The 26346-nt window shown below is 29.7% G+C and carries 29 protein-coding genes and 1 pseudogene; 15 read left to right on the forward strand and 15 right to left on the reverse strand.

The genetic code is table 11. The features are described 5' to 3' along the window. The first annotated feature begins 50 nt into the window (after positions 1-50). The 3 genes from ABXT58_RS06370 to ABXT58_RS06380 are packed head-to-tail and all read left to right on the forward strand — an operon-like array spanning position 51 to position 3641. Positions 51-1496: a TrkH family potassium uptake protein gene (locus ABXT58_RS06370; protein WP_415303826.1), complete on the forward strand. Its 1446-nt coding sequence runs from the start codon at positions 51-53 to the stop codon at positions 1494-1496. Positions 1497-1498: 2 nt separating this feature from the next. After that, on the forward strand, positions 1499-2902 hold the full coding sequence (locus ABXT58_RS06375) for an AmpG family muropeptide MFS transporter (RefSeq protein ID WP_415303827.1): 1404 nt from the start codon (positions 1499-1501) through the stop codon (positions 2900-2902). Next, positions 2892-3641: an NlpC/P60 family protein gene (locus tag ABXT58_RS06380; RefSeq protein WP_415303828.1), complete on the forward strand. Its 750-nt coding sequence runs from the start codon at positions 2892-2894 to the stop codon at positions 3639-3641. Before ABXT58_RS06375 ends, ABXT58_RS06380 begins: the two co-directional genes overlap by 11 nt. On the opposite strand, the gene ABXT58_RS06385 is transcribed toward ABXT58_RS06380, so the two are convergent. Together ABXT58_RS06385 and hisC are read right to left on the reverse strand one after the other, a co-directional pair. Continuing rightward, entirely contained in the window at positions 3638-4534 is an 897-nt protein-coding gene (locus tag ABXT58_RS06385) for a prephenate dehydrogenase (protein ID WP_415303829.1), read from the reverse strand. The two genes, ABXT58_RS06380 and ABXT58_RS06385, sit on opposite strands and share 4 nt — an antisense overlap. 2 nt (positions 4535-4536) lie before the next feature. Then, entirely contained in the window at positions 4537-5619 is a 1083-nt protein-coding gene (hisC, locus tag ABXT58_RS06390; protein ID WP_415303830.1) for a histidinol-phosphate transaminase, read from the reverse strand. A gap of 182 nt (positions 5620-5801) precedes the next feature. On the opposite strand from hisC, the gene metX reads away from it, so the two are divergent. The 12 genes from metX (at position 5802) to ABXT58_RS06450 (ending at position 14850) form a co-directional block, all read left to right on the forward strand. Continuing rightward, positions 5802-6920 (forward strand): homoserine O-acetyltransferase MetX, encoded by a 1119-nt coding sequence (gene metX, locus ABXT58_RS06395; protein WP_415303831.1) that lies wholly within the window; start codon positions 5802-5804, stop codon positions 6918-6920. Between the two features lie 2 nt (positions 6921-6922). Further along, positions 6923-7519, forward strand: coding sequence for a methionine biosynthesis protein MetW (gene metW, locus ABXT58_RS06400; RefSeq protein WP_415303832.1), 597 nt, complete (start codon positions 6923-6925; stop codon positions 7517-7519). Then, on the forward strand, positions 7520-8239 hold the full coding sequence (gloB, locus tag ABXT58_RS06405; protein ID WP_415303833.1) for a hydroxyacylglutathione hydrolase: 720 nt from the start codon (positions 7520-7522) through the stop codon (positions 8237-8239). Between the two features lie 65 nt (positions 8240-8304). Continuing rightward, complete coding sequence (gene rplU, locus ABXT58_RS06410; RefSeq protein WP_415303834.1) at positions 8305-8721, forward strand: 50S ribosomal protein L21; 417 nt, start codon at positions 8305-8307, stop codon at positions 8719-8721. 8 nt (positions 8722-8729) lie between these two features. Then, positions 8730-8984: a 50S ribosomal protein L27 gene (gene rpmA / locus ABXT58_RS06415; protein ID WP_271525759.1), complete on the forward strand. Its 255-nt coding sequence runs from the start codon at positions 8730-8732 to the stop codon at positions 8982-8984. Between the two features lie 30 nt (positions 8985-9014). Beyond that, positions 9015-9998 carry an Obg family GTPase CgtA gene (gene cgtA, locus ABXT58_RS06420; protein ID WP_415303835.1) on the forward strand — a complete coding sequence of 328 codons (984 nt, stop codon included), beginning with the start codon at positions 9015-9017 and terminating at the stop codon, positions 9996-9998. Continuing rightward, positions 9988-11094, forward strand: coding sequence for a glutamate 5-kinase (proB, locus tag ABXT58_RS06425; protein WP_415303836.1), 1107 nt, complete (start codon positions 9988-9990; stop codon positions 11092-11094). Before cgtA ends, proB begins: the two co-directional genes overlap by 11 nt. A 1-nt stretch (position 11095) precedes the next feature. After that, positions 11096-12346, forward strand: a complete 1251-nt coding sequence (locus ABXT58_RS06430; protein WP_415303837.1) for a glutamate-5-semialdehyde dehydrogenase — start codon at positions 11096-11098, stop codon at positions 12344-12346. Then, a complete protein-coding gene (gene nadD / locus ABXT58_RS06435) occupies positions 12312-12869 on the forward strand; it encodes a nicotinate (nicotinamide) nucleotide adenylyltransferase (RefSeq protein ID WP_415303838.1) in 558 nt (185 codons plus the stop codon). Before ABXT58_RS06430 ends, nadD begins: the two co-directional genes overlap by 35 nt. Positions 12870-12886: 17 nt before the next feature. Then, positions 12887-13237, forward strand: a complete 351-nt coding sequence (rsfS, locus tag ABXT58_RS06440) for a ribosome silencing factor (RefSeq protein WP_415303839.1) — start codon at positions 12887-12889, stop codon at positions 13235-13237. Between the two features lie 2 nt (positions 13238-13239). Next, positions 13240-14373: a S41 family peptidase gene (locus tag ABXT58_RS06445; RefSeq protein ID WP_415303840.1), complete on the forward strand. Its 1134-nt coding sequence runs from the start codon at positions 13240-13242 to the stop codon at positions 14371-14373. Beyond that, positions 14374-14850, forward strand: coding sequence for an RNA pyrophosphohydrolase (locus ABXT58_RS06450; protein ID WP_415303841.1), 477 nt, complete (start codon positions 14374-14376; stop codon positions 14848-14850). It abuts the gene before it with no gap. Here the strand turns inward: ABXT58_RS06450 and atpC are convergent. The 13 genes and pseudogenes from atpC to ABXT58_RS06515 all read right to left on the reverse strand — a co-directional run bounded on the left by atpC (position 14843) and on the right by ABXT58_RS06515 (position 26345). Then, positions 14843-15235 carry an ATP synthase F1 subunit epsilon gene (gene atpC, locus ABXT58_RS06455; RefSeq protein ID WP_415303842.1) on the reverse strand — a complete coding sequence of 131 codons (393 nt, stop codon included), beginning with the start codon at positions 15233-15235 and terminating at the stop codon, positions 14843-14845. The genes ABXT58_RS06450 and atpC overlap by 8 nt on opposite strands. Beyond that, complete coding sequence (gene atpD, locus ABXT58_RS06460; RefSeq protein ID WP_415303843.1) at positions 15235-16653, reverse strand: F0F1 ATP synthase subunit beta; 1419 nt, start codon at positions 16651-16653, stop codon at positions 15235-15237. The genes atpC and atpD overlap by 1 nt, the downstream gene beginning before the upstream one ends. A gap of 2 nt (positions 16654-16655) precedes the next feature. Beyond that, complete coding sequence (locus tag ABXT58_RS06465; RefSeq protein WP_415303844.1) at positions 16656-17531, reverse strand: F0F1 ATP synthase subunit gamma; 876 nt, start codon at positions 17529-17531, stop codon at positions 16656-16658. Positions 17532-17534: 3 nt separating this feature from the next. Then, complete coding sequence (atpA, locus tag ABXT58_RS06470; RefSeq protein WP_415303845.1) at positions 17535-19070, reverse strand: F0F1 ATP synthase subunit alpha; 1536 nt, start codon at positions 19068-19070, stop codon at positions 17535-17537. Beyond that, positions 19071-19628, reverse strand: coding sequence for an ATP synthase F1 subunit delta (gene atpH, locus ABXT58_RS06475; protein ID WP_415303846.1), 558 nt, complete (start codon positions 19626-19628; stop codon positions 19071-19073). A 110-nt stretch (positions 19629-19738) separates the two neighbouring features. Next, on the reverse strand, positions 19739-21694 hold the full coding sequence (gene priA, locus ABXT58_RS06480; RefSeq protein ID WP_415303847.1) for a primosomal protein N': 1956 nt from the start codon (positions 21692-21694) through the stop codon (positions 19739-19741). A gap of 157 nt (positions 21695-21851) precedes the next feature. Then, positions 21852-22037 carry a hypothetical protein gene (locus tag ABXT58_RS06485; RefSeq protein ID WP_415303848.1) on the reverse strand — a complete coding sequence of 62 codons (186 nt, stop codon included), beginning with the start codon at positions 22035-22037 and terminating at the stop codon, positions 21852-21854. Positions 22038-22200: 163 nt separating this feature from the next. Next, positions 22201-22315, reverse strand: a pseudogene (locus ABXT58_RS06490) (type IV pilin protein); the annotation flags it as partial. After that, positions 22312-22485 (reverse strand): hypothetical protein, encoded by a 174-nt coding sequence (locus ABXT58_RS06495; RefSeq protein ID WP_415303849.1) that lies wholly within the window; start codon positions 22483-22485, stop codon positions 22312-22314. The gene ABXT58_RS06495 and the pseudogene ABXT58_RS06490, both read right to left, overlap by 4 nt. Before the next feature lie 2 nt (positions 22486-22487). Further along, positions 22488-22877, reverse strand: a complete 390-nt coding sequence (locus ABXT58_RS06500; protein WP_415303850.1) for a type IV pilin protein — start codon at positions 22875-22877, stop codon at positions 22488-22490. A 19-nt stretch (positions 22878-22896) separates the two neighbouring features. Further along, positions 22897-23334 carry a pilin gene (locus ABXT58_RS06505; protein WP_415303851.1) on the reverse strand — a complete coding sequence of 146 codons (438 nt, stop codon included), beginning with the start codon at positions 23332-23334 and terminating at the stop codon, positions 22897-22899. A 78-nt stretch (positions 23335-23412) separates the two neighbouring features. Further along, a complete protein-coding gene (locus ABXT58_RS06510; protein WP_415303852.1) occupies positions 23413-24645 on the reverse strand; it encodes a type II secretion system F family protein in 1233 nt (410 codons plus the stop codon). Beyond that, the gene (locus tag ABXT58_RS06515) at positions 24645-26345 is read right to left on the reverse strand and encodes a GspE/PulE family protein (protein WP_415303853.1); all 1701 of its coding nucleotides are present in this window, start codon (positions 26343-26345) and stop codon (positions 24645-24647) included. The genes ABXT58_RS06510 and ABXT58_RS06515 overlap by 1 nt, the downstream gene beginning before the upstream one ends. Position 26346 lies beyond the last annotated feature (1 nt).

Consider the following 26346-nt stretch of genomic DNA (forward strand, 5'->3'; position numbering starts at 1 on the left):
AACTCTTATAGAGTTGAAATTTATTTACCATAAAATAATGTTCTTTCAAAATGTCTAATTATAAAACTGTTTTTTTTACCTTGGGTATTTTGCAAATTATTCTTGGAATTTCCATGATGATTCCAATTTTAACCCAGTTTATTTATTCGGAAATAGATTCTTCTTTTATAGGGGCTTCTATAATTTCAATAATATTTGGTGTTTTATTTTTTTTAACAAATTTAAATCATGATAAGAAATTAAATTTACAACAAGCTTTCTTGTTAACAGCTCTATCATGGTTAAGTATTGCAATATTTGGCTCTTTACCTTTTATTTTTTCTTCTCTTGAATTATCTATTACAGATTCTTTTTTTGAAAGTATGTCTGGTATTACCACTACTGGATCTACAATTATTTCAAACTTAGAGGAGGCCCCTAGATCAATACTTTTATGGAGAGCTATGCTTCAATGGTTGGGTGGAATTGGTATTATCGTAATGGCAATAACTCTAATGCCAATAATGAATGTTGGAGGAATGCAGTTATTTAAAATTTCAAGCAACGACTCTTCTGAAAAATTATTACCAAAATCTAAAGAAATATCTCTTAGATTAATTTATGTTTACTTAACGCTGACAACACTTTGTGCTGTTACTTATAAAATTTTTGGTATGAATATTTTTGATAGTATAACGCACTCCATGACTACAATAGCTACAGGTGGCTTTTCAAACTATAATGAGTCCATAGGATATTTTAACAGTCCATCTATTGAGATATCATCAATGATTTTTATTATACTGGGTAGTTTACCTTTTATTGCCTATATAAAATTTTTAAACGGTAATAAAAGAATATTTATTTCAGATGTTCAGATTAAATCATTTATTAAGATAATCATTTTTTCAATTATTCTGCTTTTTATTTATTCTCTTTTTCAAAATAAAGATTTCTCCCAAATTAATATAAGGGCAATTTTTTTTAATGTTATTTCTATTTTAACTGGTACGGGATACGTGACTGGAGAATTTGATGGATGGGGAAATTTTCCATTAATTTTCTTTTTAACTCTAATGTTCATTGGTGGATGTGCTGGATCAACAACCTGTGGAATTAAAATTTTTAGGATTCAAATTCTATATTTATTTATTGTTAATCAACTAAAAAAAATTATTTATCCAAGGGGAATATTTATAATTAAATATGACAAGAATAATGTGGATAATAAATTTATGGCTTCGATCATCTCTTTCATTTTTCTTTACTTGGTTATTTTTTTTGTAATAACTGCATTATTATCTTTAAGTGGTTTAGACTTTGTTACTTCAATCTCTGGTGCTGCAACTTCGATTTCAAATGTTGGACCAGGATTAGGCTCTACAATTGGCCCTAGTGGTAACTTTTCTAGCTTACCAGAGATATCTAAGTGGATTTTGAGTCTTGGGATGATATTGGGTAGATTAGAGTTATTCGCTATATTAGTTCTATTTCTACCTTCATTTTGGAGAAATTAATTATGATTGAAATAAAGAAGCAATCACTTTCAGAAACTCTTTCACTTTATTTTGAAATAAAAATGGCACGAATTTTATTACTAGGAATAATTCAAGGTTTTCCTTTTGTGTTAATTTATAGTGCCCTTTCACTTTGGTTAAGAGATAATGATTTCTCAAGGAGTCAAATAGGTTTTTTATCTTTAATAGGTATAGTGTATGGATTTAATTGGTTGTGGGCTCCCATTGTGGATCGTATTAGAGTGCCCTGGGTAACAAATAAAATAGGCCACCGTAAAAGCTGGATTGTAATTATGCAATTAATAATTTTTTTAAGCTTAATTGTATGGGGCTTAAATAATCCAAAAGAAAATATATGGATAGTTGGATTGGTAGGCCTAATTATTGCAATTGCTTCATCTACACAAGATATTGTAACAGATGCATTGAGAATTGAACAAATTAGTAAAACTGATGGGGCCTCAATGTCAGCTGGCGCTGGCGTAATGGTCATAGGTTGGTATACAGGGTTCAAGCTTGGTAAGGTTATTACCTTCTTAACAGCAGACTATTTTGAAAAATTAGGTTATGAAAATTACTGGCAAATAACTTTTCTTTTACTAACTATATTAATTGTAGTCTGCAATATAGGGTTGATGTTTATCAATGAAAAAGATTCACTTGAAAGAAAAATTCAACAACAAAAAAATGATCAATTAATTCTTGCTAAACTTGGTTCACCTAACTCGTTTAATACAAAAGTTGCATGGATAATAGGAACTATAAGTGGCCCCTTTATAAGTTTTTTTAAAAGCAAAGGTACAAAAATTGGGATTTACATTATAGTTTTTTTATTTCTTTTTAAAATTGGAGAAGCATTTTTAGGAAAGATGTCCATAGTATTTTATGATGATATGGGTTTTTCAAAAAAACAAATTGCTATTTATTCAGGTGGTTATGGATGGATCGTTACAATCTGCTTCACTTTAATTGGAAGCTTCTTTGCAATACGTTCGGGCCTAGTTAAAGCCATGATTATTGCAGGATTACTAATGGCGTCAACAAACCTTCTTTTCTCAGCTCTTGCATGGTATGGGAATTCAGAATTTCTTTTTGCGACAGCAGTAATTCTTGACCAAATTACAGAATCTATTTCAACAGTTGTTTTTGTAGCATTTGTATCAATTTTGGTTGATAGAACCTACACCGCCAGTCATTATGCTCTAATGGCATCATTGGCAACATTTGGAAAAAATATATTTTCCTCATTCTCTGGTTTTGTTGTTGATAAGCTTGAATTTTTAAATACTCCTGAAAACGTTCATAATGATTGGGCCATTTTTTTTATTATTACATCATTAATGGTGGTTCCTTCTTTGGTTTTTCTCTGGATAATAAAAGATAAATTAAACCTAAGTGAAAAATAATTTTTTTTTTAAAAATAACCTTACAAATATTTATGAGAGATCTACTCATGAATCTCCAGTAAGTTCCCAAATTTTATATGGAGAAAAATTCAAAATTTTATCAAAGGATAAAGGTTGGTTAAAAATAAAAACATCATTCGATAGATATATTGGCTTCATAAAAGATGAGGATTATACAGATGAATACAAGCCTACACATAAAATATTTAATCTAAGAGCTAATATCTTTAATAAACAAAAAAATAAGACAAAATATTTCTTACCATTTGCATCGAAGATTTTAATAATTCAGGAAACTAAAAAGTTCGCAGAATATGAAAAAAATAAATGGATTGAAAAAAAAAATATCAAGAAAATTGATCATATAGAAAAAAACTACTTGAAAATATTAAAATTATTTTTAAGAACTAAATATGTTTGGGGTGGTAAAACTTATAAAGGAATAGATTGCTCAGCTATTTTACAATTATTATATTATTATAATAATTGTAAATTTTATCCTAGAGATACAAAAGAACAAATAAAATACTCAAGAAAAAATACTAAAAGAAAAAGCTTTAAAAAGGGTGACATTATATTTTGGAAAGGTCATGTTGCTATTTGTATTAATTCTAAAAAATTAATTCATGCATATGGCCCAGAAAAAAAGGTTTTAATTATGCCTATAAAAAAAACAATAGATGGAATTGAAAGAACAGCCAAACTAATAGTAAAAAAAATATCCTCTATAAAATATTAACTTCTACCAAAATCTGGTTTGTTAATATCTTGCTTCAATTTAATTATTTTTTTTCTAACTTTTTTAGTATCAACTAATTTCTTAATAATGGATTTATTATTTTTAGATTGAATATCTCTTTTAAATGAACGTAAATTTTTTATAAATAAATCAATAACTTTTGAAATATTTTTTTGATTATTAAAAAATACATCTCTCCACATAATTTCATTAGATGCGGCAATTCTTGAAAAATCCCTCAAACCACCCGCACTAAACTTAATTAGCTCATATCTTTGTTGTTTTTCAAAATCTGTTGCTGTTTTAACTAAGTTATATGCAATTAAGTGCGGTAAATGACTTGTCATAGAAAAGACCGTGTCATGTTTTTTTGAGTCCATAATTACAACTCTAGAACCAATTTTTTTCCAAAACTTAGTCATTATCGAGAGGTGTTTCCTGTTGGTGTTTTTTTCTTTTATTAATATGCACCATTTATTAAGAAATAAGTTTTTTAGCCCATGCTCTGGTCCACTAACCTCTGATCCTGCGATAGGATGACTGGATGTCCAAAAAATTCCTTTTTTTAATCTTCTTTTAATTAAATCCATAGACTTTTCTTTAGATGACCCAACATCTGTGATGATTGTTTTGGGTACTAAGTATTTATTTATTTTTAAAATTATTTTTTCATATTCTCCTAATGGAGTACAAAATATTATCAAATCTAAATTTGGGATAATTTTTTTTAGGTCATTTGTAACTTTACATGGCAATTTTAATTTTTTAATTTTTAAAACATTTGATTTTGATTTTTCATAAATAAAAATTTTTTTACCTATTTTTTTATCAACTATTGACCTTAATAATGAAGAGCCAATTAAACCACATCCTATAATCAAAATATTTTTCATAACTAATTAAATATAACCTTAATTGCTGCTATAAGTTTTGTATTATCTTTTTTAGATCCAATTGTTAATCTTAATTTATTTTTAATATTATATCCTTCTTCCGTGGATCTTAATATAATTCCTTTTGATTGTAGTTTATTAAAAACATAACTAGCTGACAATTTACATTTATCAAAATTTAGTAATAAAAAATTAGCTGTTACTTCATTTGAAAAAATGTCTAGTTTTTCTAAAATGTTTTTGACTTTATTGGCTTCTGTAATATTATGTTTCACAGATTGATTAATAAAATTTCCATCTTTTAAAGCTTCTGTTGCTGCAATTTGTGCCAGTTGATTTACATTAAATGGTGGTTTAATTATATTCATTGCATTAATAATTTTTTTTGAAGCATAACCCCAGCCAATCCTTAAAGAAGCTAACCCATAAATTTTTGAAAAAGTTCTTATCACAACTACATTGTCCTTATTTTTAAATATATCTAAACTTGATTTATAATCTTTGTTTTTCATATACTCAAAATACGCATCATCCAAAACTAGTAAAATATTTTTTTTTAATTTTTTTCTTAGTTCTAATAGTTCTAATTTATTTAAATAAGTACCGGTTGGATTGTTTGGGTTGGCAATAAAAACTATTTTTGTTTTTTTTGTAACTTTTTTAATTATCTCTTCTACTGACACTTTAAAGTTTTTTTCTTTTGAAAAAACAACTTTTGCTCCAACGATTTGCGCATAAATTCTATACATTAGAAAGCTATATTGAGGTACAATTACCTCATCTGATGGCTTTAAATATAGCTGACAAACCATCTGAATGATCTCATCTGACCCAGCACCACAAATAATCTTATTAAAATCACAATTAAACTTATTTGAAATTTCTTTTCTTAAAACTTGGGCTTTGCTGTCTGGATATTTAGATAAGATCAAATTTTTATTATTTAAAACTCTTTTTACTCTTGGGCTAACCCCTAACGCTGACTCATTAGCTGATAATTTTATAATATTCTTAACATTACCAATTTTTGATTTACCTGGCTTATAAGCATCTATTCTAAATTTTTTAAACTTTGGAACTGTCATTTTATTAATCTTATAAATAAAATATTAAACTTTCATACAGAATAAGTCATTTTTTAAAATATTTGACATAAGAAATACTATCTAGTACAAAAAAAGTGCGCTGATTTAACTGAATTGCGAGCGCTTAAAAAAACCCGCTAAATATGTTTTTTTCTCTCACAATTCAATTTTAGCTATTATTTATGAATAAAAATATAAACATAAAAAATTTAATAATTGATAAACCATTAAAGTTAGATTGTGGCCAGACTATTAACAATTTTCCTTTAGCCTATGAAACCTATGGCTCTCTTAATGAGAAAAAAGATAATGCTATTTTAGTGTTTCACGCCTTAACTGGTGATCAGTTTGTATCTGGGAAAAACCCAATAACTAAAAAAGATGGTTGGTGGTCTTATGCTGTAGGCCCAGGTAAAGCTATTGATACAGATAAGTATTTTGTAATTTGTGCGAATGTGATTGGTGGGTGTTTAGGTTCTTTTGGACCTAGTAACACTAACTATGAAACAAATAAAATTTATGGAACCACCTTCCCCGTTATTACAATAAATGATATGGTAAATGCGCAGTATAACCTTTTAGAATTTTTAAAAATTAAAAAATTATTTGCAGTCATGGGTGGATCTATGGGCGGCATGCAAGTCCTTCAATTTGTAAGTAATTTTCCTAGTAAAGCAAAAATAGCAATTCCAATTGCCTGTACTTCAAGTCATTCAGCACAAAATATTGCTTTTAATGAACTTGGCAGACAGTCCATAATGGCTGACTCAAATTGGCTGAATGGAGACTATGCAAATCAAAATAAAAACCCTGATAAGGGCTTATCTGTTGCAAGAATGGCCGCTCATATAACCTATTTATCTAAAAATGGTTTACAAGAAAAATTTGGAAGAAAATTACAAGAAAGAGATGATTTAAAATTTAGTTTTGATGCAGATTTCCAGATAGAAAGTTATTTAAGGTACCAAGGAAGTGTGTTTGTAGATAGGTTTGATGCGAATAGTTATTTGTATATTACAAGAGCTATGGATTATTTTGATTTAATCAAAGAATATAATGGAAATTTATCAAAAGCCTTTGAAAAAACCAAAACTAAATTTCTTGTTATATCATTTACTTCGGACTGGCTTTACCCAACTTCTGAAAATAAAGAAATTGTTATAGCTTTAAATGCCATAGGTGCTGATGTTGCCTTTGTTGAAATTGAGTCAGATAAAGGGCACGATTCATTTCTTCTGGATGTTCCTGAGTTTTTAAATACTTTGAAAGATTATATTAATAATTCCTATTTAAAAAATTAAAGATGAAACAAGAATTTAAAATAATTTCAGATTTTATTGAAAAAAATACAAGAGTTTTAGATGTTGGATGTGGAGACGGAACGTTGATGGAGTTTTTACAGAAAAATAAAGAAATAGACATAAGAGGGATTGAGATTTCCAAAGATAACTCACAAAAATGTGTAAGCAAAGGTCTAACTGTAATCGAGGGAGATGCCGAAAAAGACCTTTCTCAATTTCCTGATAGCTCTTTTGATTTTGTAATATTAAGCCAAACACTTCAAGCTTTCCTAAATCCAGAAATAGTTATTCAGGAGCTATTAAGAGTAGGGAAAAAAGCGATTGTTACTGTGCCAAATTTTGGGTTTTGGAAGGTAAGACTCCACTTGTTAATTAAAGGAACAATGCCAATTACAAAAAATCTGCCTGATGAATGGTACAATACTCCCAATCTACACATGTGTACAATTAAAGATTTTTATAAATTCTGTAATGAGAGGGGTATTACATTAGATAAAGCATTAGCTCTTCACAATGAAAAAACCTCATTTATTAATGAGACAAATCTTAATATAAAAAATTTATCAGCTGAGTTAGGAATTTTTTTAATTGAAAAATAAATGAAGATTCAAATAATACCCTGCCTGCAAGATAATTATTCTTATTTAATAATTGATGAAGAAAATAATATTGCCTGTGTAGTTGACCCAAGTGAAGCTGATCCTATTATTGAATATCTAGAAAATACCCAAATTCAATTAAAATTTATATTAAATACACATCATCATTATGATCATGTAGGCGGAAATCAAAAATTAAAAGAAAAATATGGAGCAAGTGTTATTGGGTATGAAGGAGATAGGGAAAGAATTCCAGGAATAGATATACTGGTAAGTGATCAAGAAACTTGGATACATAAAAACTTTGAAGCAAAAATAATTCATGTTCCAGGACATACACTTGGTCATATATGTTTCTATTTTCATAAAGATAAATCTGTTTTCACTGGAGATACTCTTTTTTCTTTAGGTTGTGGAAAAATTTTTGAAGGAACATACGCCCAAATGTTTGATTCCTTGATGAAACTAAAAGAGTTACCAAAAAATACAAAAGTTTTTTGTGGTCATGAATATACAATACAAAATTCAAGATTTTGTATAGCTCACGACGAAAATAACAAAAATCTTAAAACTAAGGTAAATGATATAAAAATAAAATTAAAAACTGGGGGGTCGACTATTCCATCTACTATGAAAGACGAATTAGAGTGTAATATTTTTCTTAGATCAAACAATGTAGAAACTTTTTCAAAACTGAGGTATTTAAAGGACAATTTCTAACTTATTCGGACTTGACTATAATAGGCTCCCGACTATATTGCTGCTTATAAAAACTAGATTAAACAATGTCATACGCAATCATACAAACAGGTGGAAAACAGTACAAAGTAAAGGCTGGGGAAATCCTTAAAATTGAAAGATTAGAGGATTCTATGCTTGAAACTAAGATAGAATTTAAAGAAATCTTAGCCTACGGCGATGATAAAAATATTGAAGTTGGCTCACCAACGGTTGAAGGAGCAAAAGTTGAAGCAAATCTTGTTGAAAACGGAAAAAATAGAACAATATTAATTTTCAAAAAAAGAAGAAGACAAAATTCTAGAAGAAAAAATGGCCATAGACAGCAATATTCATTAATAAGAATTAGCAAAATTTTTTCAAAAGATGGCAAAGTTTTAGCTGAAGCAGAAAAAATTGTTAAACCAACTAAAAAAATTGAAAAAGTGGAAGTTAAAGTTAAAGCTGAAGCAGTAAGTAAATAGATTAAATTATGGCTACAAAAAAAGCAGGTGGATCATCGAGAAACGGACGAGATAGTGCTGGTCGTAGACTTGGCGTTAAGAAGTACGGTGGTGAAGTGGTAATTCCTGGAAATATAATTGTTAGACAAAGAGGAACTAAAATTTTTCCTGGTGAAAACGTAGGAATGGGAAAAGATCATTCAATTTTTTCTGTTGTTGAGGGAAAAGTTGTATTTAAAAAAGGTAGATTAGACAGAACATTCGTTTCCGTAAAACCCAATTAGTAGTACAACTAAAAAACTAATAGTTGTAATATGAAGTTTCTTGATCAAGTAAAAATTTATGTAAAGGCCGGCAATGGCGGGCATGGATCTCCTAGTTTTCGTAGAGAGAAATTCATTGAGTACGGTGGACCTGATGGTGGCGATGGAGGTAAAGGTGGCACCATATTCCTAAGATCAGAAAGAAATTTAAATACTCTTATCGATTATAGATTTCAACAACACCACAAGGCTGGAAGAGGAGTGAATGGTTCTGGACAAAATCGTACAGGTCATGGAGGAGAAGATTTATTTTTAAAAGTTCCAATAGGTACACAAGTTTTTGAAGAAGATAATAAAACTTTAATTTATGATTTTAAAAAAGAGGGTGAAGAATTTATTGTAGCCAAAGGTGGTAAGGGTGGTCTTGGGAATACTAGATTTAAAAGTTCTACAAACAGGGCTCCAAAAAAATTTACAAAAGGTGCGATAGGTGAAGAGTATGTGATTTGGCTTCAGTTAAAAACTATTGCAGATGTTGGCATTGTAGGATTGCCTAATGCAGGAAAATCTAGTTTATTAGCAGCTATTACAAATGCCACACCTAAGATTGCGAATTATAAGTTTACAACTTTAAATCCAAACCTTGGTGTCGCAACTTATGATGATAAAGAAATAACCTTAGCTGACATCCCTGGACTAGTTGAAGGTGCCCATGAGGGTGTAGGTCTTGGAATTCAATTCTTAAAACACATAGAAAGATGCAAAACTTTGATGCATTTAGTAGATATTACTAATGAAAATATTGAAAATGCATATCAACAAGTTAAAAAAGAACTTGGTAGCTACAGTAAAGAGATCCTTGAAAAAAAAGAAATAATTGTATTAAATAAAACAGACTTATTAGACGAAGAAGAAGTAGATGAAATTGTGAAAAATTTTTCTAAAAATAAAAATTCTGAGGTAATAACCCTTTCAACATTAGACAAGGGATCTATATCAAAAGTTAAGGCTAAATTACTCGCGTATGTATCTTAAGAATTCTAAAATAATTGTAATTAAAATTGGCTCATCTTTATTAATAGATGATAATAAAAAAATTAGAAAAAAATGGCTTTTAGAATTTTCTAAAGACATTCAAGAACTAATTAAAAAAAATAAAAAAGTTATTATTGTGAGTTCGGGTGCTATTGCAATGGGCTGTAAAAAACTTAATATAAATAAAAAAAATCTTAAAATTGATAAAAGTCAAGCAGTAGCCTCCATTGGGCAAATTGAGCTTATGAATTTATTTTCAGAAATATTTGTTAAACAAAATATTAATATATCTCAGATTTTACTTACACTAGAGGATACCGAACAAAGAAGAAGAGCCTTAAATGCCAAAAGAACGTTTGATAATTTATTTCAATTAGATTTTATACCTATTGTTAATGAAAATGACACCATAGCAACTACAGAAATCAAATACGGTGATAACGATAGATTGGCTTCTAGAGTTGCACAAATATCTGGTGCTGACTCGCTGATACTTCTTTCTGATGTTGATGGTCTTTACACTCAAAATCCAAAAATTTATAAAAATGCAAAATTGATAAAAGAGATAAAAAATATAGATAAAAATATAGAAAAAATTGCAACCAAAAGTATTGGTGAGCATGGAACAGGAGGAATGAAAACCAAAATTGATGCAGCAAAAATCTGTCAACTATCAGGATGTCAAATGGTAATAGCTAATGGTCTGTTAATGAGACCTATTAAAAAAATAATTAAAGATAACAACTGTACGTGGTTTTTACCAAAAATAACCAAATTAGATGCTAGAAAAAAATGGATTATTAGTTCAATTTCACCTAAAGGAGAAATTATTATTGATGATGGTGCCAAACAAGCACTTTTGAATGGTAAAAGTTTATTAGCAGCTGGAATTACAAAAGTATCTGGTAAGTTTAAAAAAGGTGATCACATAAAAGTTTTAAATAAAAAAAACTCTGAATGTGCTAGAGGTTTAAGTTCGTTCTCATCCGATGAAATATTAAGAATTATGGGGCACCATTCTAAAGAAATCGAAAAAATATTAGGATATGTTGCTAAATCTGAAGTTATACATAAAGATGATATGGTGGAGGTCTAAAATGAGTCAATATATGAATTTAATAGGGCAAAATGCAAAAAAAGCAGCTATTGAAAAAATTAATACTAAAGTAAAAAATAAAATTTTAAAAAAGTATGCCTTATTATTGGATAAAGAGAGAAATTCTATAATTAGAGCAAACTCAAAAGATATAAAATTTGCTCTAAAAAAAGGACTGAAGAATAATTTAATTGATAGACTGACTATTGATCATAAAAAATTAGATAATATAAAAAACTCAATAAATAAAATTACTAAACTAAAAGATCCTATTGATAATACTCTTGAAAAATGGAGTAGACCTAATGGGTTAAAAATTAAAAGAGTATCTATACCTATTGGAGTTATAGGGGTTATATACGAAAGTAGACCTGATGTTACTTCAAATGTTGCTAGTTTATGTTTTAAGTCTGGAAATGCTGTAATTTTAAAAGGTGGCTCAGAAGCAATAAACACCAATAAAATTTTAGCTAAATTATTTCGAAAAGCTCTCAAAGAAAATAAGGTTAATGAAAATTTCATTCAATTTGTGGATTCTAAAGATAGAAAAATGGTTGATTTTATGCTTTCAAAAATGAAAGATTATATTGATGTGCTCATACCACGTGGTGGAAAAAATTTAGTAAAAAGAGTCCAGGAGTTTTCAACCGTTCCTATTATTGGACATTTAGAAGGGTTATGTCACACGTTTGTTGATAAAGATGCCGAACTAAAGATGGCTATAAATATTATCTATAATGCTAAATTAAGAAATACCAGTATTTGCGGTGCTACTGAAACAATTTTACTTCATGAAAAAATAGTTAAGAAATTTTGTAATCCTATTTTAAAAAAACTAGAAGAAAATAATTGTAAAATATATGGAGATCTCTTTTTAAATAAACATTATAAAGGTAAAATCTCCTCTGCAAAAGAGAGAGACTGGTCTACAGAATACTTGGCAGCGACGGTATCTGTAAAGACTGTAAAAAATTGTGAAGAAGCAATCAATCATATTAACAAATATGGAACTATGCATACAGATTCTATAATTACTAAAAATAAAAAGACTGCTAAAAAGTTTTTAAAGAATGTTAAAAGCTCTATAGCTATGCACAACACATCAACACAATTTGCTGATGGTGGAGAGTTTGGGTTTGGTGGAGAGGTTGGTATCTCAACTAACACTCTTCCTCCAAGAGGACCCGTGGGATTAGGTCAACTTATTTCTTATAAATATGAAATTGTTAGCAACGGTCAAACTAGAAAATAAATTGAAACCTGAAAAAATAAAAATTGGTATTTTAGGTGGTACATTTGATCCTGCACATAAAGGACATTTAGAAATATCAAAACAAGCAAAAAAAAGATTTGGGTTAAAAAATATTGTTTGGGCAATTACAAAAAAAAATCCATTTAAAAGTGAAAGTAAATCAAACTTAAGAAGCAGAATGCAATTTGCAAAAAAATTAATAGGCAAAAATGATTATATTAAAGTTAAATTTTATGAAAAAAAAATTGACTCTAACAGAACGGTTGATTTAATTGAACATTTAAACGAAGAGAACAAAAATGAAATTTATTTCATTATGGGCGCTGATAATCTCATAAATTTTCACAAATGGTATAAATGGAAATCTATTATAAGAAAATGCAATATTCTAGTATTTGACCGTCAAGGGTATAGAGCTAAGTCATTAAAGTCAGTAACCTTTACTGAGGCAAATAAAAAAGGTCTAACTTTTATTAATTTTAATAAAGTTAATATTTCATCTTCTCAATTAAGAAAAGTTTGATAAGGTTTAATTAATAAATGGAAAAAAATACAAATCTAAAAAAAATTATATTAGATACCCTAGACTCCAACAAAGCATTAGACATAATCTCTATAGATCTTAAGAATAAAAGTTCTATGGCAGACTACATGATCATAGCAAGTGGAACTTCTTCAAGACATATTCAGGCCTTATCGGAACAAGTATTAGAAAAACTAAGAGCTAATGGAGTTAAAAATTCTAAAATTGAAGGAAAAGAAAGTTTAGACTGGAAATTGGTTGATGGCATTGATTTGATTGTTCATATATTTAATCCTGATAAACGAAAATTTTATGAACTTGAAAAAATATGGTCAGAACTTATTCCTAAAGAAAAAGTAATGATATAAATATGATAAAAAGATTCCTTCTTTTTTTTATTATTTCCATATTTGTTTTTGAAAAAAGTTTTTCTGAAAATTCCGATATATATAAAAAAATAGACTTATTTGGTGAAGTACTTGAAAAAATTAATAAGGAGTATGTTGATGAAGTAGATCAATCTAAGGGTATGGATGCTGCAATAAATGGATTGCTACAATCTTTAGACCCCTACTCAGCTTACATGACTCCTGAAAGTTTCGAGGGCATGCAAACTGAAACAAGTGGTGAATTCGGTGGGCTTGGCATTGAAGTTGGTATGGAGGCAGGTGTTGTGAAAGTAATTTCTCCAATTGATAATACACCAGCCTCAAAAGCTGGATTAAAAGCTGGTGATTATATTGTAAAAATTAATAATGTACAGGTACAGGGGAAATCATTAATGGAGGCGGTTGATTTAATGAGAGGACCTGTAGGATCGAGCATTGAAATAACTGTTAGAAGGCGTGGTGTCAAAAAATCACTGATCTTTAACATAACAAGAGAAATCATTGAGGTGCAATCAGTTAAATCTGAACTTAAGGACAATAATATTGGCTACATTAGACTCACTTCCTTTAACGAAAATAGTAGTCATCAAATTAAAGAAAAAATTAATAACTTAAATAAAAATAAAAATCTAAAAGGATATATTTTAGATTTAAGAAATAATCCTGGTGGATTACTTTCTCAAGCAATTAAAATTTCAGACTTCTTTTTAGAAAATGGGGAGATTGTATCAACTAAAAGTCGAAAAGTTTCAGAGAATAGAAAATGGTTTGCTAAAAAAGGTGATTTAACAAATGGCAAAACATTAATTGTACTTATTAACTATGGGTCAGCATCAGCATCAGAGATAGTGGCTGGCGCATTAAAAGATCATAAAAGAGCTATTATACTTGGGGAAAATAGCTATGGAAAAGGTTCTGTACAATCAATAATACCTTTAAAAAATAGAGGTGCTATCAGATTAACAATTGCAAAATATTATCTACCTTCAGGTAAATCTATTTCTGAAGTAGGTGTAACACCTGATATAGAAGTAGTAGAAGGTTTGGATGATTTTAAATTTAATTCTAAAACAGATAATCAATTAAACTTTGCTTTAAAACTACTCAACGGATAAATGACAAACAAAAATATAGATTTACCTCTTAGGAGTGGGGTTGGAATTGTTGTATTAAATAAAAAAAATAAAGTTTTTGTTGCAAAAAGAATAGATAATCAAAAAAATTTCTGGCAAATGCCTCAGGGTGGTGTTGATAAGGGTGAGGACTATTTAGCTGCTGCTTATCGAGAACTAGAAGAAGAAACCAGCATCAAGAATGTAGATCTAATTAAAGAGCTTGATGGACTAATCTCTTACGAGTTACCTAAAAATTTATTGGGAATTATTTGGAAAGGGAAATATAGAGGACAAGAACAAAAATGGTTTGTGATGAGATTTTTAGGACAAGATAGTGAAATTGATATTAAAACTAATAATCCAGAATTTTGTGAATGGAAGTGGATTGATGTTGAAAATATAACCGACCTAGTTGTAGACTTTAAATTGCACGTGTATGAGGATATTAAAAAAAAAGTAAAAGAGATTCTTAATTAAGAGTTTTTAACACATCAATTTTTTGATCTACTAAATATTTATTTTGATCTGTAATTTCACTATTTTTTGAATGTTCTTCTGCTTGCGTGAGCATCTCGCTAATTTTATCTTTATCAATATCTTTAATATTAAAGATAGAGCTTGTTAGTACTGATAAATTATTATTCTTAAATTCAACAATTCCATCTTCAACATAATAATGTTCCTCTCCAGATTTAGAAAATATTTTAATAATGCCTGGTTTTAAGAATGAAATAATTGAGATATGGTCTTTTAAAATTCCCATTTCTCCCTCAAAAGCAGGCACAACAACTTCTGTTACATCTTCTTTTGAAAGAAAAGATTTTTCAGGGTTTACTATTTCTATTTTGAAATCTTCGCTCATTATGCAGCAGCATCTTTCGCCATTTTTTCTGCTTTTTCTACAGCTTCCTCAATTGTACCCACCATATAAAATGCAGCTTCAGGTAAATGATCGTACTCACCATTACATATTGCGGCAAACCCTTTGATTGTAGATTCTAAATCTACTAATTTTCCAGGTGAACCTGTAAAGACTTCTGCAACAAAGAAGGGTTGCGATAGAAATCTTTGTATTTTACGAGCTCTAGCCACTTTTAATTTATCTTCTTCAGAAAGTTCATCCATTCCTAAAATTGCAATAATATCTTGGAGTGATTTGTAAGTTTGAAGAATTTTTTGTACTTCTCTAGCAACTCTATAGTGTTCATCTCCAACTATTCTTGGATCTAAAATTCTAGAAGTAGAATCCAGAGGGTCTACTGCTGGATAAATTCCAATTTCTGCTATCTGTCTAGATAATACTGTTGTTGCATCTAAGTGAGCAAAAGATGTAGCAGGTGCTGGATCAGTTAAGTCATCTGCTGGTACATAAATTGCCTGCACTGATGTGATTGATCCTTTATTAGTTGTTGTAATTCTTTCTTGAAGGTTACCCATATCTGTTGCAAGTGTAGGCTGATATCCAACAGCTGAAGGAATTCTTCCTAATAGCGCAGAAACTTCTGAACCTGCTTGAGTAAATCTAAAGATATTATCAACAAAGAAAAGTACATCTTGTCCTTCTTGATCTCTAAAATACTCAGCTACAGTTAAGCCTGTTAAGGCAACTCTTGCTCTAGCCCCTGGGGGTTCATTCATTTGCCCGTACACTAGTGCTGCTTTTGATCCTGGTCCCTCAGGTTTAATAACTCCTGAATCTATCATTTCATGATAAAGATCATTTCCTTCTCTAGTTCTTTCTCCAACTCCAGCAAACACAGAGAATCCACCATGTGCTTTTGCTACGTTATTAATTAATTCCATAATAAGTACTGTTTTACCAACACCCGCGCCTCCAAATAGACCAATTTTTCCACCTTTGGCATATGGCGCTAATAGATCAACAACTTTAATTCCTGTTACAAGAATCTCTGTTTCAGTTGATTGATCGCTAAATTCTGGTGCAGCTCTATGAATTGACCACTTTTCTTTTGTTTTAACTTCACCTTTTTCATCAATAGGCTCACCTATTACATTTATAATTCTTCCTAAAGTCTCTGGTCCAACTGGAACTTGAATAGGAACACCTGTTGCAGTTACTTCATCTCCTCTTTTTAAACCTTCTGTAGCATCCATTGCAATTGTTCTAACACTTGATTCACCAAGGTGTTGAGCAACTTCTAAAACTAATCTATTGTCTCCATTTTTACATTCTAATGCTGATAAAATTTCTGGTAATTCTCCATCAAATTTTACGTCTACTACCGCTCCAATGATCTGTGTGATTTTTCCTTTGCTCATAATTATAAACTTTCCGCTCCTGATATGATTTCAATTAGTTCTTTTGTAATAGCTGCTTGACGACTTCTATTATACTCAATAGTAAGCTTGTCAACCATTTCACCCGCGTTTCGAGTTGCACTGTCCATTGCGCTCATTCTTGAACCCTGTTCGCTAGCTGAATTCTCTAACATTGCTTTAAAAATCTGTGTAGATATGTTTTTAGGTAATAAGTTACTTAAAATCTCATCCTCATCTGGCTCAAATTCATAATTATCATCATAAGAATTGCTCTCTACTTCAGGAGTTTTTAAAGGTATTATTTGTTGTTCTTGAGGTATTTGAGTAATTACATTTTTAAATTTATTATAAAAAATTGTACATACATCAAATTCTTTTTTTTCAAAATTTTCAATTATCATCTTTCCTACTTTTTCAGCATCTAAATAATTAATAGTTTTTGAATCTTTAAAGGATACTCTTTCAACAATATCATCTATGTAAACTCTCTTTAATTGATCATAACCTTTAGATCCTACAGTTATAATTTTTAAAGTTTTTCCTTCATCAGATATTTTTTTAAAATATACTTTAGCTTTTTTAATAATGTTTGTATTAAAACCTCCACATAAACCTCGATCAGATGTTAAAACAATACATAAATGCACTTTCTCTTCACCTGTTCCAGAAAGGAGCTTAGGTGCATTTTCCTTATCAGAAATACCACTAGATAAATTAAGAATAATGTTATTCATCTTTTCAGAATAAGGTCTCCCCTTTTCAGCATTTTCTTGTGCTCTTTTAAGTTTAGCAGCCGCAACCATTTTCATGGCTTTGGTAATTTTCTGTGTAGACTTTACACTTGCTATTCTTTTTTTTAAGTCGTCTAGCGTTGCCATATTTTAAGAATTAAAGTTTTTCTTAAGTTCCATTATTACTTCAACTAATAGTTTTTCATTATCATCTTCAAGCTTACCTGAGCTTAAAATAGATTCTAAAACTTCAGGCTTTTCAGATTTACATTTTTCTATAATCTTAGATTCAAAATTAGCAATATTATTAAGCTCTACATCATCTAAATAACCTTTAACTCCACAAAAAACAGAAATTACTTGTTCCGCAACTGTCATTGGTGAATATTGCTTTTGTTTTAAAAGTTCAGTTAACTTTGAGCCTCTATTTAAAAGTTTTTGAGTTGATGCATCTAAATCAGATCCAAATTGAGCAAAGGCAGCCATTTCTCTGTATTGAGCAAGCTCAAGTTTCATTGAACCAGAAACTTTTTTCATTGCTTTTGTTTGTGCTGCAGATCCAACTCTAGAAACCGACAAACCTACGTTAATCGCTGGTCTAATTCCTTGGTTAAATAATTCCGTTTCAAGAAATATTTGTCCATCCGTAATTGAAATCACGTTAGTTGGAATAAACGCTGATACGTCTCCACCTTGCGTTTCAATTATTGGAAGAGCAGTTAATGATCCCCCGCCATGTTCATCACTAAGCTTCGCAGCTCTTTCAAGTAATCTACTATGTAAATAAAATACATCCCCTGGGTAAGCTTCTCTTCCTGGAGGCCTTCTTAATAAAAGTGACATCTGTCTATAAGCTACAGCCTGTTTAGATAAATCATCATAAATGATTAATGCATGCATACCATTATCTCTATAGTATTCACCCATTGTACAGCCTGTATAAGGTGCCAAGAACTGAAGTGGCGCTGCATCTGAAGCCGTAGCAGCAACAATTGTTGTATACTCCATTGCACCAGCTTCTTCTAAAGTTTTTTGAATTTGTCTAACTGTAGATCTTTTTTGACCTATAGCGACATAGATACAATAAAGTTTTTGCTTCTCATCGCCAGATTCATTTATTTTTTTCTGGTTAATGATAGCATCAATAGCAACTGCAGTTTTTCCAGTTTGTCTGTCACCAATAATTAATTCACGTTGTCCTCTTCCAACTGGAACTAAACTATCAATTGACTTTAAACCTGTTTGCATTGGTTCACTAACAGATTGTCTTGGAATAATTCCTGGAGCTTTTACTTCAACTCTACTTCTTTTTGTTGTTTTATCTAAGGCACCTTTACCATCAATTGGATTTCCCAACCCATCAACAACTCTTCCTAATAATTCTTTTCCAACAGGTGCATCAACAATGCTTCCAGTTCTTTTAACAACATCACCTTCTTTAATTTTTCTATCATCACCAAAAATTACAACTCCAACATTTTCACTTTCTAAGTTTAGAGCCATTCCTTTTGATCCGTCAGAAAATTCTACCATCTCTCCAGCTTGAACGTTATCTAATCCATATACTCTAGCAATACCATCTCCTACTGATAAAACTTGACCAACTTCAGTCACTTCAGCTTTATCACCGAATTTTTTAATTTGCTCTTTTAATATCTTTGTTACTTCTGATGGGTTTATATCCATTTATGCCTCTATCATCCTATTTTCGAGTTGTTGTAATTTATTTTTAATGGAAGTATCCACCATCATGCTTCCGACTTGCACAATCAAACCCCCAATTAAACTTGCATCATGTTTGTAGTTTAATTTTATTTTTGAACTAAAATTTTTAGTTAACTCTTCTTTTATAGTGTTAATTTCATTTTCAGAAAGATTTTTTGCAGAAATCAATTCTGCTTTTAATTCACCTCTTTTAATTGAACATGTTTCAACAAAGCTTTTTAAAATTTTATCCACATAAAAGAATCTTCTTTTAGATATCAGAAAGCTTAAAAATTTTGTTAATAATTCATTTAATTTATATTGTTCTGAAATTTTGTTTAAAGCATTAAGCTGATCTTCTTTATTATTTGTTGGATCTTTGATTAAAGACTTAAAATCTTCACTTGAAGCAATTAAATTAATAATTGATGCAGAGTGTACTTCAATTTCACTTAACACATTAACTTCTATGGCTAATTCATAAAGCGCCAGGGAGTACCTGCCAGCTGATGTTTCTGAAAAACCTTTATTTTTGCTCAATTTGTTGTTCCTTATAAATAATTGAAGATTTATTAAAATTCCGTTTTAATTAACATATGACCATAAGCTCTTCAAGTCACACATTGTCTAAAAGTATTATTTTTTGTCTATTAATTGAAGTTTATTGGGTCAACATCAACCGTTAGTTTCATTCCAATAGGAAATTGGAATTTTTCGATGACTTTTGCTAGTGAATTTTGGACTTTTAGAGACTTTCGTCCCCTGATCAAAAGTCTCACTCTAAATCGTCTTTTTAATCTAAATATAGGTGCATTCACAGGTCCAAGAACTCTACCATCCACAGCGCCTTCTATAAAAATTTTAAATTTATAAGCCTCTTTTTCAAGTTCTCTTTCATTGTTACCTGTAATTATTAAGGCAATAAATCTTTGAAAAGGTGGAAGATTATTTTTCCTTCTAATTTCAAGTTCTTTGTCTAAAAATATATCCGGATCTTTATTTGTAATTTCTGTAATTAACTTAGTATCTAAATTGTAAGTTTGAAAATAAACAGTTGCAGGATTTCCTGTTCTACCTGCTCTTCCTGAAAGTTGATGATATAACTGCAAGTTTTTTTCTGCACCCCTTAAGTCATGACCTTGTGATGATAAGTCAATATCAACTACAACTATACAATTTAAACTTGGAAAATGAAATCCTTTAGAAATTAATTGAGTCCCAATTAAAATTTGGATTTCATTATTTATAATTTTTTCCAAAATATCTGAAGAGCTTTTTTTGTTCATTGTGTCACTAGAAAATATAGCTGTCTTTTGAGTGGGAAAAATTTTTTTAACCTCTTCCGATATTCTTTCAACACCAGGGCCACTAAAAATAAAATCACATTTTCCCTCTTTAGAGCAGTTTCTATTTAATAAAGTTTTATACCCACAGTAATGGCATAATAAATTTTGTTTATTTTTATGATATACTAAATTTATTGAGCAATTCGGACATGAATAGCTAGTAAAGCATTTTTTACATAATACGTGAGGAGAAAATCCTCTTCTGTTTAAAAAAAACAAAACTTGGTCTTTTTTTTCAAGATGTAAGTTTACTTTTTCAATTATTTCTTTTGATATCCAGGATTGAGATTTAAGTTTTGAATTATTTAGATTAATTATTTCGTACTTTGGCAAAGATGCATTTAAATATCTTTGATTAAGTTTTGATAAACTATATTTGCCTTTTTTAATATTACCATAAGTTTCAATAGATGGAACTGCTGTTATTAAATTGATTGGAATATTTTCAAAAGATGCTCTTGAAATTGCCATGTCTCTTGCGTTGTAAGTTACTCCCTCATCTTGTTTGTAAGATTGATCATGTTCTTCATCAATAATAATTAATCCTAGTTTTTTAAAAGGTAAAAACAATGAAGACCGAGCACCAATTACAACTTTAATTTTATCATTTGCTATTCCACTCCAAATAATTTCTTTATTTTTTTTTGTAATACCTGAGTGCCATACAGCAGGCTTGAATCCAAAAAATTCTATAAATTTATTTTGAAATTGTCCTGTTAATCCAATTTCTGGTAATAGAATTAACCCTTGAAAACCCTTATTAATTATCTCTTTTAAAGCCTCAAAATAAACCATCGTTTTGCCTGACCCGGTAGTACCTTGTAAAACATGAACTCTAAATTTTTGATTTAATACATTCATTTTTTTTAATGAATCTTTTTGCTCTTTAGAAAGTTTTATTTCATTTTGTTTAATATCAATTTTAAATGGTTCATAAGTTTCAATTGCTAACTTTTCTATAGCACCACTACTTAATAATAATAATTTTAATGCCATACCTTTAGGCGTCATATTGTATTCTGAAAACCAGTTTAGGAATTTAATTGTATCTTTTTTTAGAGGTGGAACATCCAATTTTCTTAAAACTTTTTTAATTGCAAAGTTTTTATTTGTTTTTTTTTCAAAGTCATCCCATACAACTCCAGTCAGTTCAGATTTTCCAAATGGTACAACAACATAATCACCTACTTTAAGTTTTAAATCAGAATTATAGGTAAATGGATGATTAAAAATATTTGGAATAAGAATCGGAACTTTCATAATTTCATATTATGAAAAAATTACATATGTGTATTGTTATTTTTTAAAGTTATGCAACTAATGGTTCGATTAGGGTGAAGGATTTACGGTCCTGCACTTTTCTATTTATTATTCGCATTAGTATTAATTTTTGTCCAAGTATTTTTACAACCAATGTTTATTTAGTATTAGTTTTAATTGGCGTCCAGATAGTCCCAATATTTGTTGAGGTAATTTTTTGAATTTTAGGGGAATATATATTAAGAGAATAATTACCTTTTGAAGGAGTTGTTATTGACACTGTACCAAGAGTACAAGGATTTGAGCTGATTGCTGATGATTTAGTAGAATAAGAATTTCTCATATTCATACCTGTATTAATAAAGCTACCAATCAAGATGTAGCTGGCGCATTACTATTACTACAACTGTGATTACTAAAAACTATATTTGCACTCTCAAGTTCACATTTCATAAATTCAATCATTAGTGATTTATTAATGTTTCTAAAATTTATTTCAGTAGTTTTTTCTTTAGCACTCTTTGTATACCCATTATAAGTAACTACACCTACAGCAGCGAAGATACCGATGATGGCTACTACGATTAGGAGTTCTATTAAAGTGAAACCATTTTTTTTCATAGATTATTAATAAATATTAAAACTTTTGATGTAATTTTTATAAAAAAATAGATAACAATAATTGAGCCAACAACTGCTAACCAAATATTAATTTTATAAAGAAATAAAATTACCCAAAGTGCTACTCCAAAAGCGATGTTATAATAAATAAATTTAAATAATTTAGGCATAGCTAACAGCTATTACTTACATTTGCTTTTTTATTAGTCTCAGTGATTGTAATTGTACAACTTGAATTAGTTTTTTTAGTAGCAATAATACTTAAGGTATTAGCATTTGTTGTTTTAAAGGAATATGCTTGCTCCGATAAGTCGTCTATTCCATCAAATAAATTTGTTACAATATTTGAGGTAGAGGAATTATAAGAATATTCACCATTATTAGACTTATATTCTTGTTCGGCTAAATAGATTGAGTTTAATGTAATTTCTGCTTGTTTTTTTTCCGCTGAAGCCTTGTATCCACTATAAGAAACGACACCTACCGCTGAAAGAATTCCAATAATAGCAACCACAACCAAAAGTTCAATTAAAGTAAACCCTTGGCTATGATGATGCCTCATTTTAAAAATATTATTTATATTAATCTACTTGTATTGTTGCTTCTTGTTTGTCGGCTGTAGCACAACCTGTTTTATTACAAGATCTGACAACAACATTTTTTCCACTTGTAGATAAACTAATCTGACCCACCACATAAGATGAAGAGCTTTTTACAGCTGCATTAGCAGTTGAGTATGGATTTTTATCTTTTAATTGGCTTACTGCACCAGTAACAGCTTTAGATGGTGTTGCTGGACACGACTGACCACCAACGAATGTTGATTCCCCTAAGCTACATTTTTGTGCCTCCGCTGAAATATACTTAACTGTTTGTGCATGAATTGTTTTTGTTGCAGAAACTTTCGCAGCTCCCGTATAACCATTATAAGCAACAACACCTACTGCTGCTAAAATTCCTATGATCGCAACAACAACCAATAATTCAATTAATGTAAAACCTTTATTTAATTTTTTCATAATTTCCCTTACTGTTAAAATCTAAAAAAAGTATAACTTGTATAAAAATTAAAAAAATTACCAAATTTTGATAGTAATCTACCCAATGATTGCCCCCACATTGAAAATTGGTGCATACATTGCTAGCATGAGGCCGCCAATAGTAATCCCCATAAATACGATCATTATAGGTTCAATTAAGCTTGCAAGGTTAGCAACAGCTACATCAAACTCTTCTTCATAGTATATTGCAATAGAGCCAAACATTTCATCCAAACTACCCGTTTGTTCACCAACTGATATTAATTGACTAAAGGTTGTGGGAAATATTTTTTCCTTATTAAATAAGTCAGTTAAACTTTCTCCTGAAAAAACTCCTTTTTTAATGTTTTCTAAAGCCTCTACTACAATTACATTATCTGTAACCGACTTTGCGATATCTATACTTTCGATTAAATCTACACCTGCTTGGTTAAGGTTTCCCAAAACTAAAGATACTTTTGCTAAAATTGATTTTTGTATTAGGTTTCCAAAAATTGGAAGCTTTAATGTAATTTGATGCCATTTTTTTCTAAATTCATAATTTTTACTAACTAGGTATTTAAAACCAAACACAAAAGATATAATAAAAACTAAAAGAAAAAAACCACCAGAGGAACGAACAAATTCACTCATGGCCATGATCACTGCTGTTGGTGTAGGTAAATCATCTGCCATACCCATACCTTCATACATATTTACAAAAGTTGGCACAACATTCATCAGCATAAAAACTGTAACGATAATAGCAACTGAAAATAAAACACCTGGGTAAAATAAAGCACTTTTAATTTGTGATTTAATTTTTTCTCTTTTTTCTAAATTAATAACTATTTTTTGTAAGAAAGTATCAAGCTTACCACTAGCCTCACCTGCTTTTATTAAATTTACAACCACTGTATCAAAAATTTTAGTATGTTTTTCAAAACACTTTGATAATGCATTTCCAGATTCTAGATCTTTTTTAATTGTTTGGATAATCTTTTTCATAGGAAGTCCTGACGTTTGACCCTCCAACATTTCCAAAGTATTTAATACTGGTAGTCCCGCCCTAAGCATAGTTGCAAACTGTTTACAAAAAATTAAAATTTCTTGTGGTTTTATGCCTGTGCCAAAACTAAATGACATCTTTTCTTTTTTGGTAAGATCTTTCTTTTTTTTAGCTTCCTTTAGTCTTGTAATAATAACTTTTTGCTCTTTAAGTTTATGGGCCGCTTCCGCATTATTTAAAGCTTCAATTTCACCTTCAACGTATTTACCAAGAGATATTCCTTTATATTCAAAATTTAACATTAATTAGATTGCAAAACTCTTTCATACTCAGCAAAAGAAAGATCACCACTTAACAACATATCCTGCCCCATATCTTGCATGGTCCTAAAGCCATTTTTTTTTGCAATAGCATTCAAGTCTGTTTGTTGAAGATTGGATAAAATTCCAGCCTTTAATTCACTATCAATTTCAAGAATTTCATAAATTCCCATTCTTCCTTTGTAGCCAGCACTACTACACTCTTCACAGCCTTTGCCCTTATAAATTTTAGCCCTTGCAGATTGTTCTGGTAAAAAACCAATTGAATTTAATAGTTTGGGGGTAATGTTTTCATCAATTACTCTACATTCTAAACAAGTTTTTCGTGCTAAACGTTGAGCCATAATCAGAGTTAATGCTGCAGATATTAAGTAGTTTGGTGTACCCATATTTTGTAAACGAGTAATTGAGCTTGAAGCATCATTCGTGTGAAGGGTACTAAACACTAAATGCCCAGTTAATGCTGCTTTTAATGCAATATCGACTGTTGCTTTATCCCTAATCTCTCCAACTAGAATTACTTCTGGGTCTTGACGTAAAAAAGACCTTAAAGCCTCTTCAAAAGTATAACCAATGGATTCTTTTATTTGAACTTGTCCTATTCCTTCCATTTCATATTCAACAGGATCTTCAGCAGTTAAAATATTCATTCCAGGTTTGTTAATATGTTTTAGAACACTATATAAAGTTGTTGTCTTACCACTACCTGTTGGCCCAGTAACTAATACCATTCCCTGAGGTGAACTTATGGCTTTAATAAGTTTATTTAAATCCTTATCTTCAAAACCAAGTTCATTTAAAGCCTTATCTCCCGCGTCTTTATTCAAGATACGCATAACAACACGTTCTTTATTTTTTGTTGGTAAAACCGAAACTCTTAAATCAATTTCTTTATTTTCAGATTTAAATGTTGAGGCACCATCTTGAGGAACTCTTCGCTCTGCTATATCAAGTTTACTAATTATTTTAATTCTGGCAATAACCCCGTCATAATTTTCATGTAAAAACTTTGAGTATTTATCAATTACTTTTAATATACCATCTACTCTAAATCTTGTTTGAGCACTATCTCTAAAAGATTCAATATGAATATCACTGGCGCCCATATTAATAGCTTCTGTAATTAATTTATTTCCAAAAACAATTACTTCTGATCCAACTTCAATAATTTCATTTATATTTTTTTCAAGTTTTTCTACTTTTATGTTTTTGTCAGATATTTTTTGCACATTATTTTTATTTAATCTTTCAACAAAATTACTAATATCACTTATGGATGCTGCATATAATTCTGGTTCCATTTGTGTCATTGTTTTTAAATTTTTCATTAAACCCAATTTTGATGCATCTGCTATAGCAATTTTTAAAACACCATTTCCCATTTCAAAAGGCACCAATAAATTATCTTGAATATATCTGGCATCGATAATTTTTTTGATCTTAGGGTCTATTACAGTTTTTTTTAAATCTATAATTGGTAAAGAATAGCTTGATGATAGAAGTTTTAATATCTTATCTTCATCTGCAAAATTTAATTCAAAAGCAGTTTCTAGTTTTGATTTCCCTATTTCGGCGCTTGTTGAATTAATTTTAGATATTTGTTCAGAGGAAATGATGGAGCCCTCTATTAACATATTTAAAATGTTTTGTTCGCTCGTTGAATCTAATTTGAGTTTACTCATT

It is taken from the genome of Candidatus Pelagibacter sp. Uisw_090 (assembly GCF_047717845.1).
In the GTDB taxonomy this organism is placed as follows: Bacteria; Pseudomonadota; Alphaproteobacteria; order Pelagibacterales; family Pelagibacteraceae; genus Pelagibacter.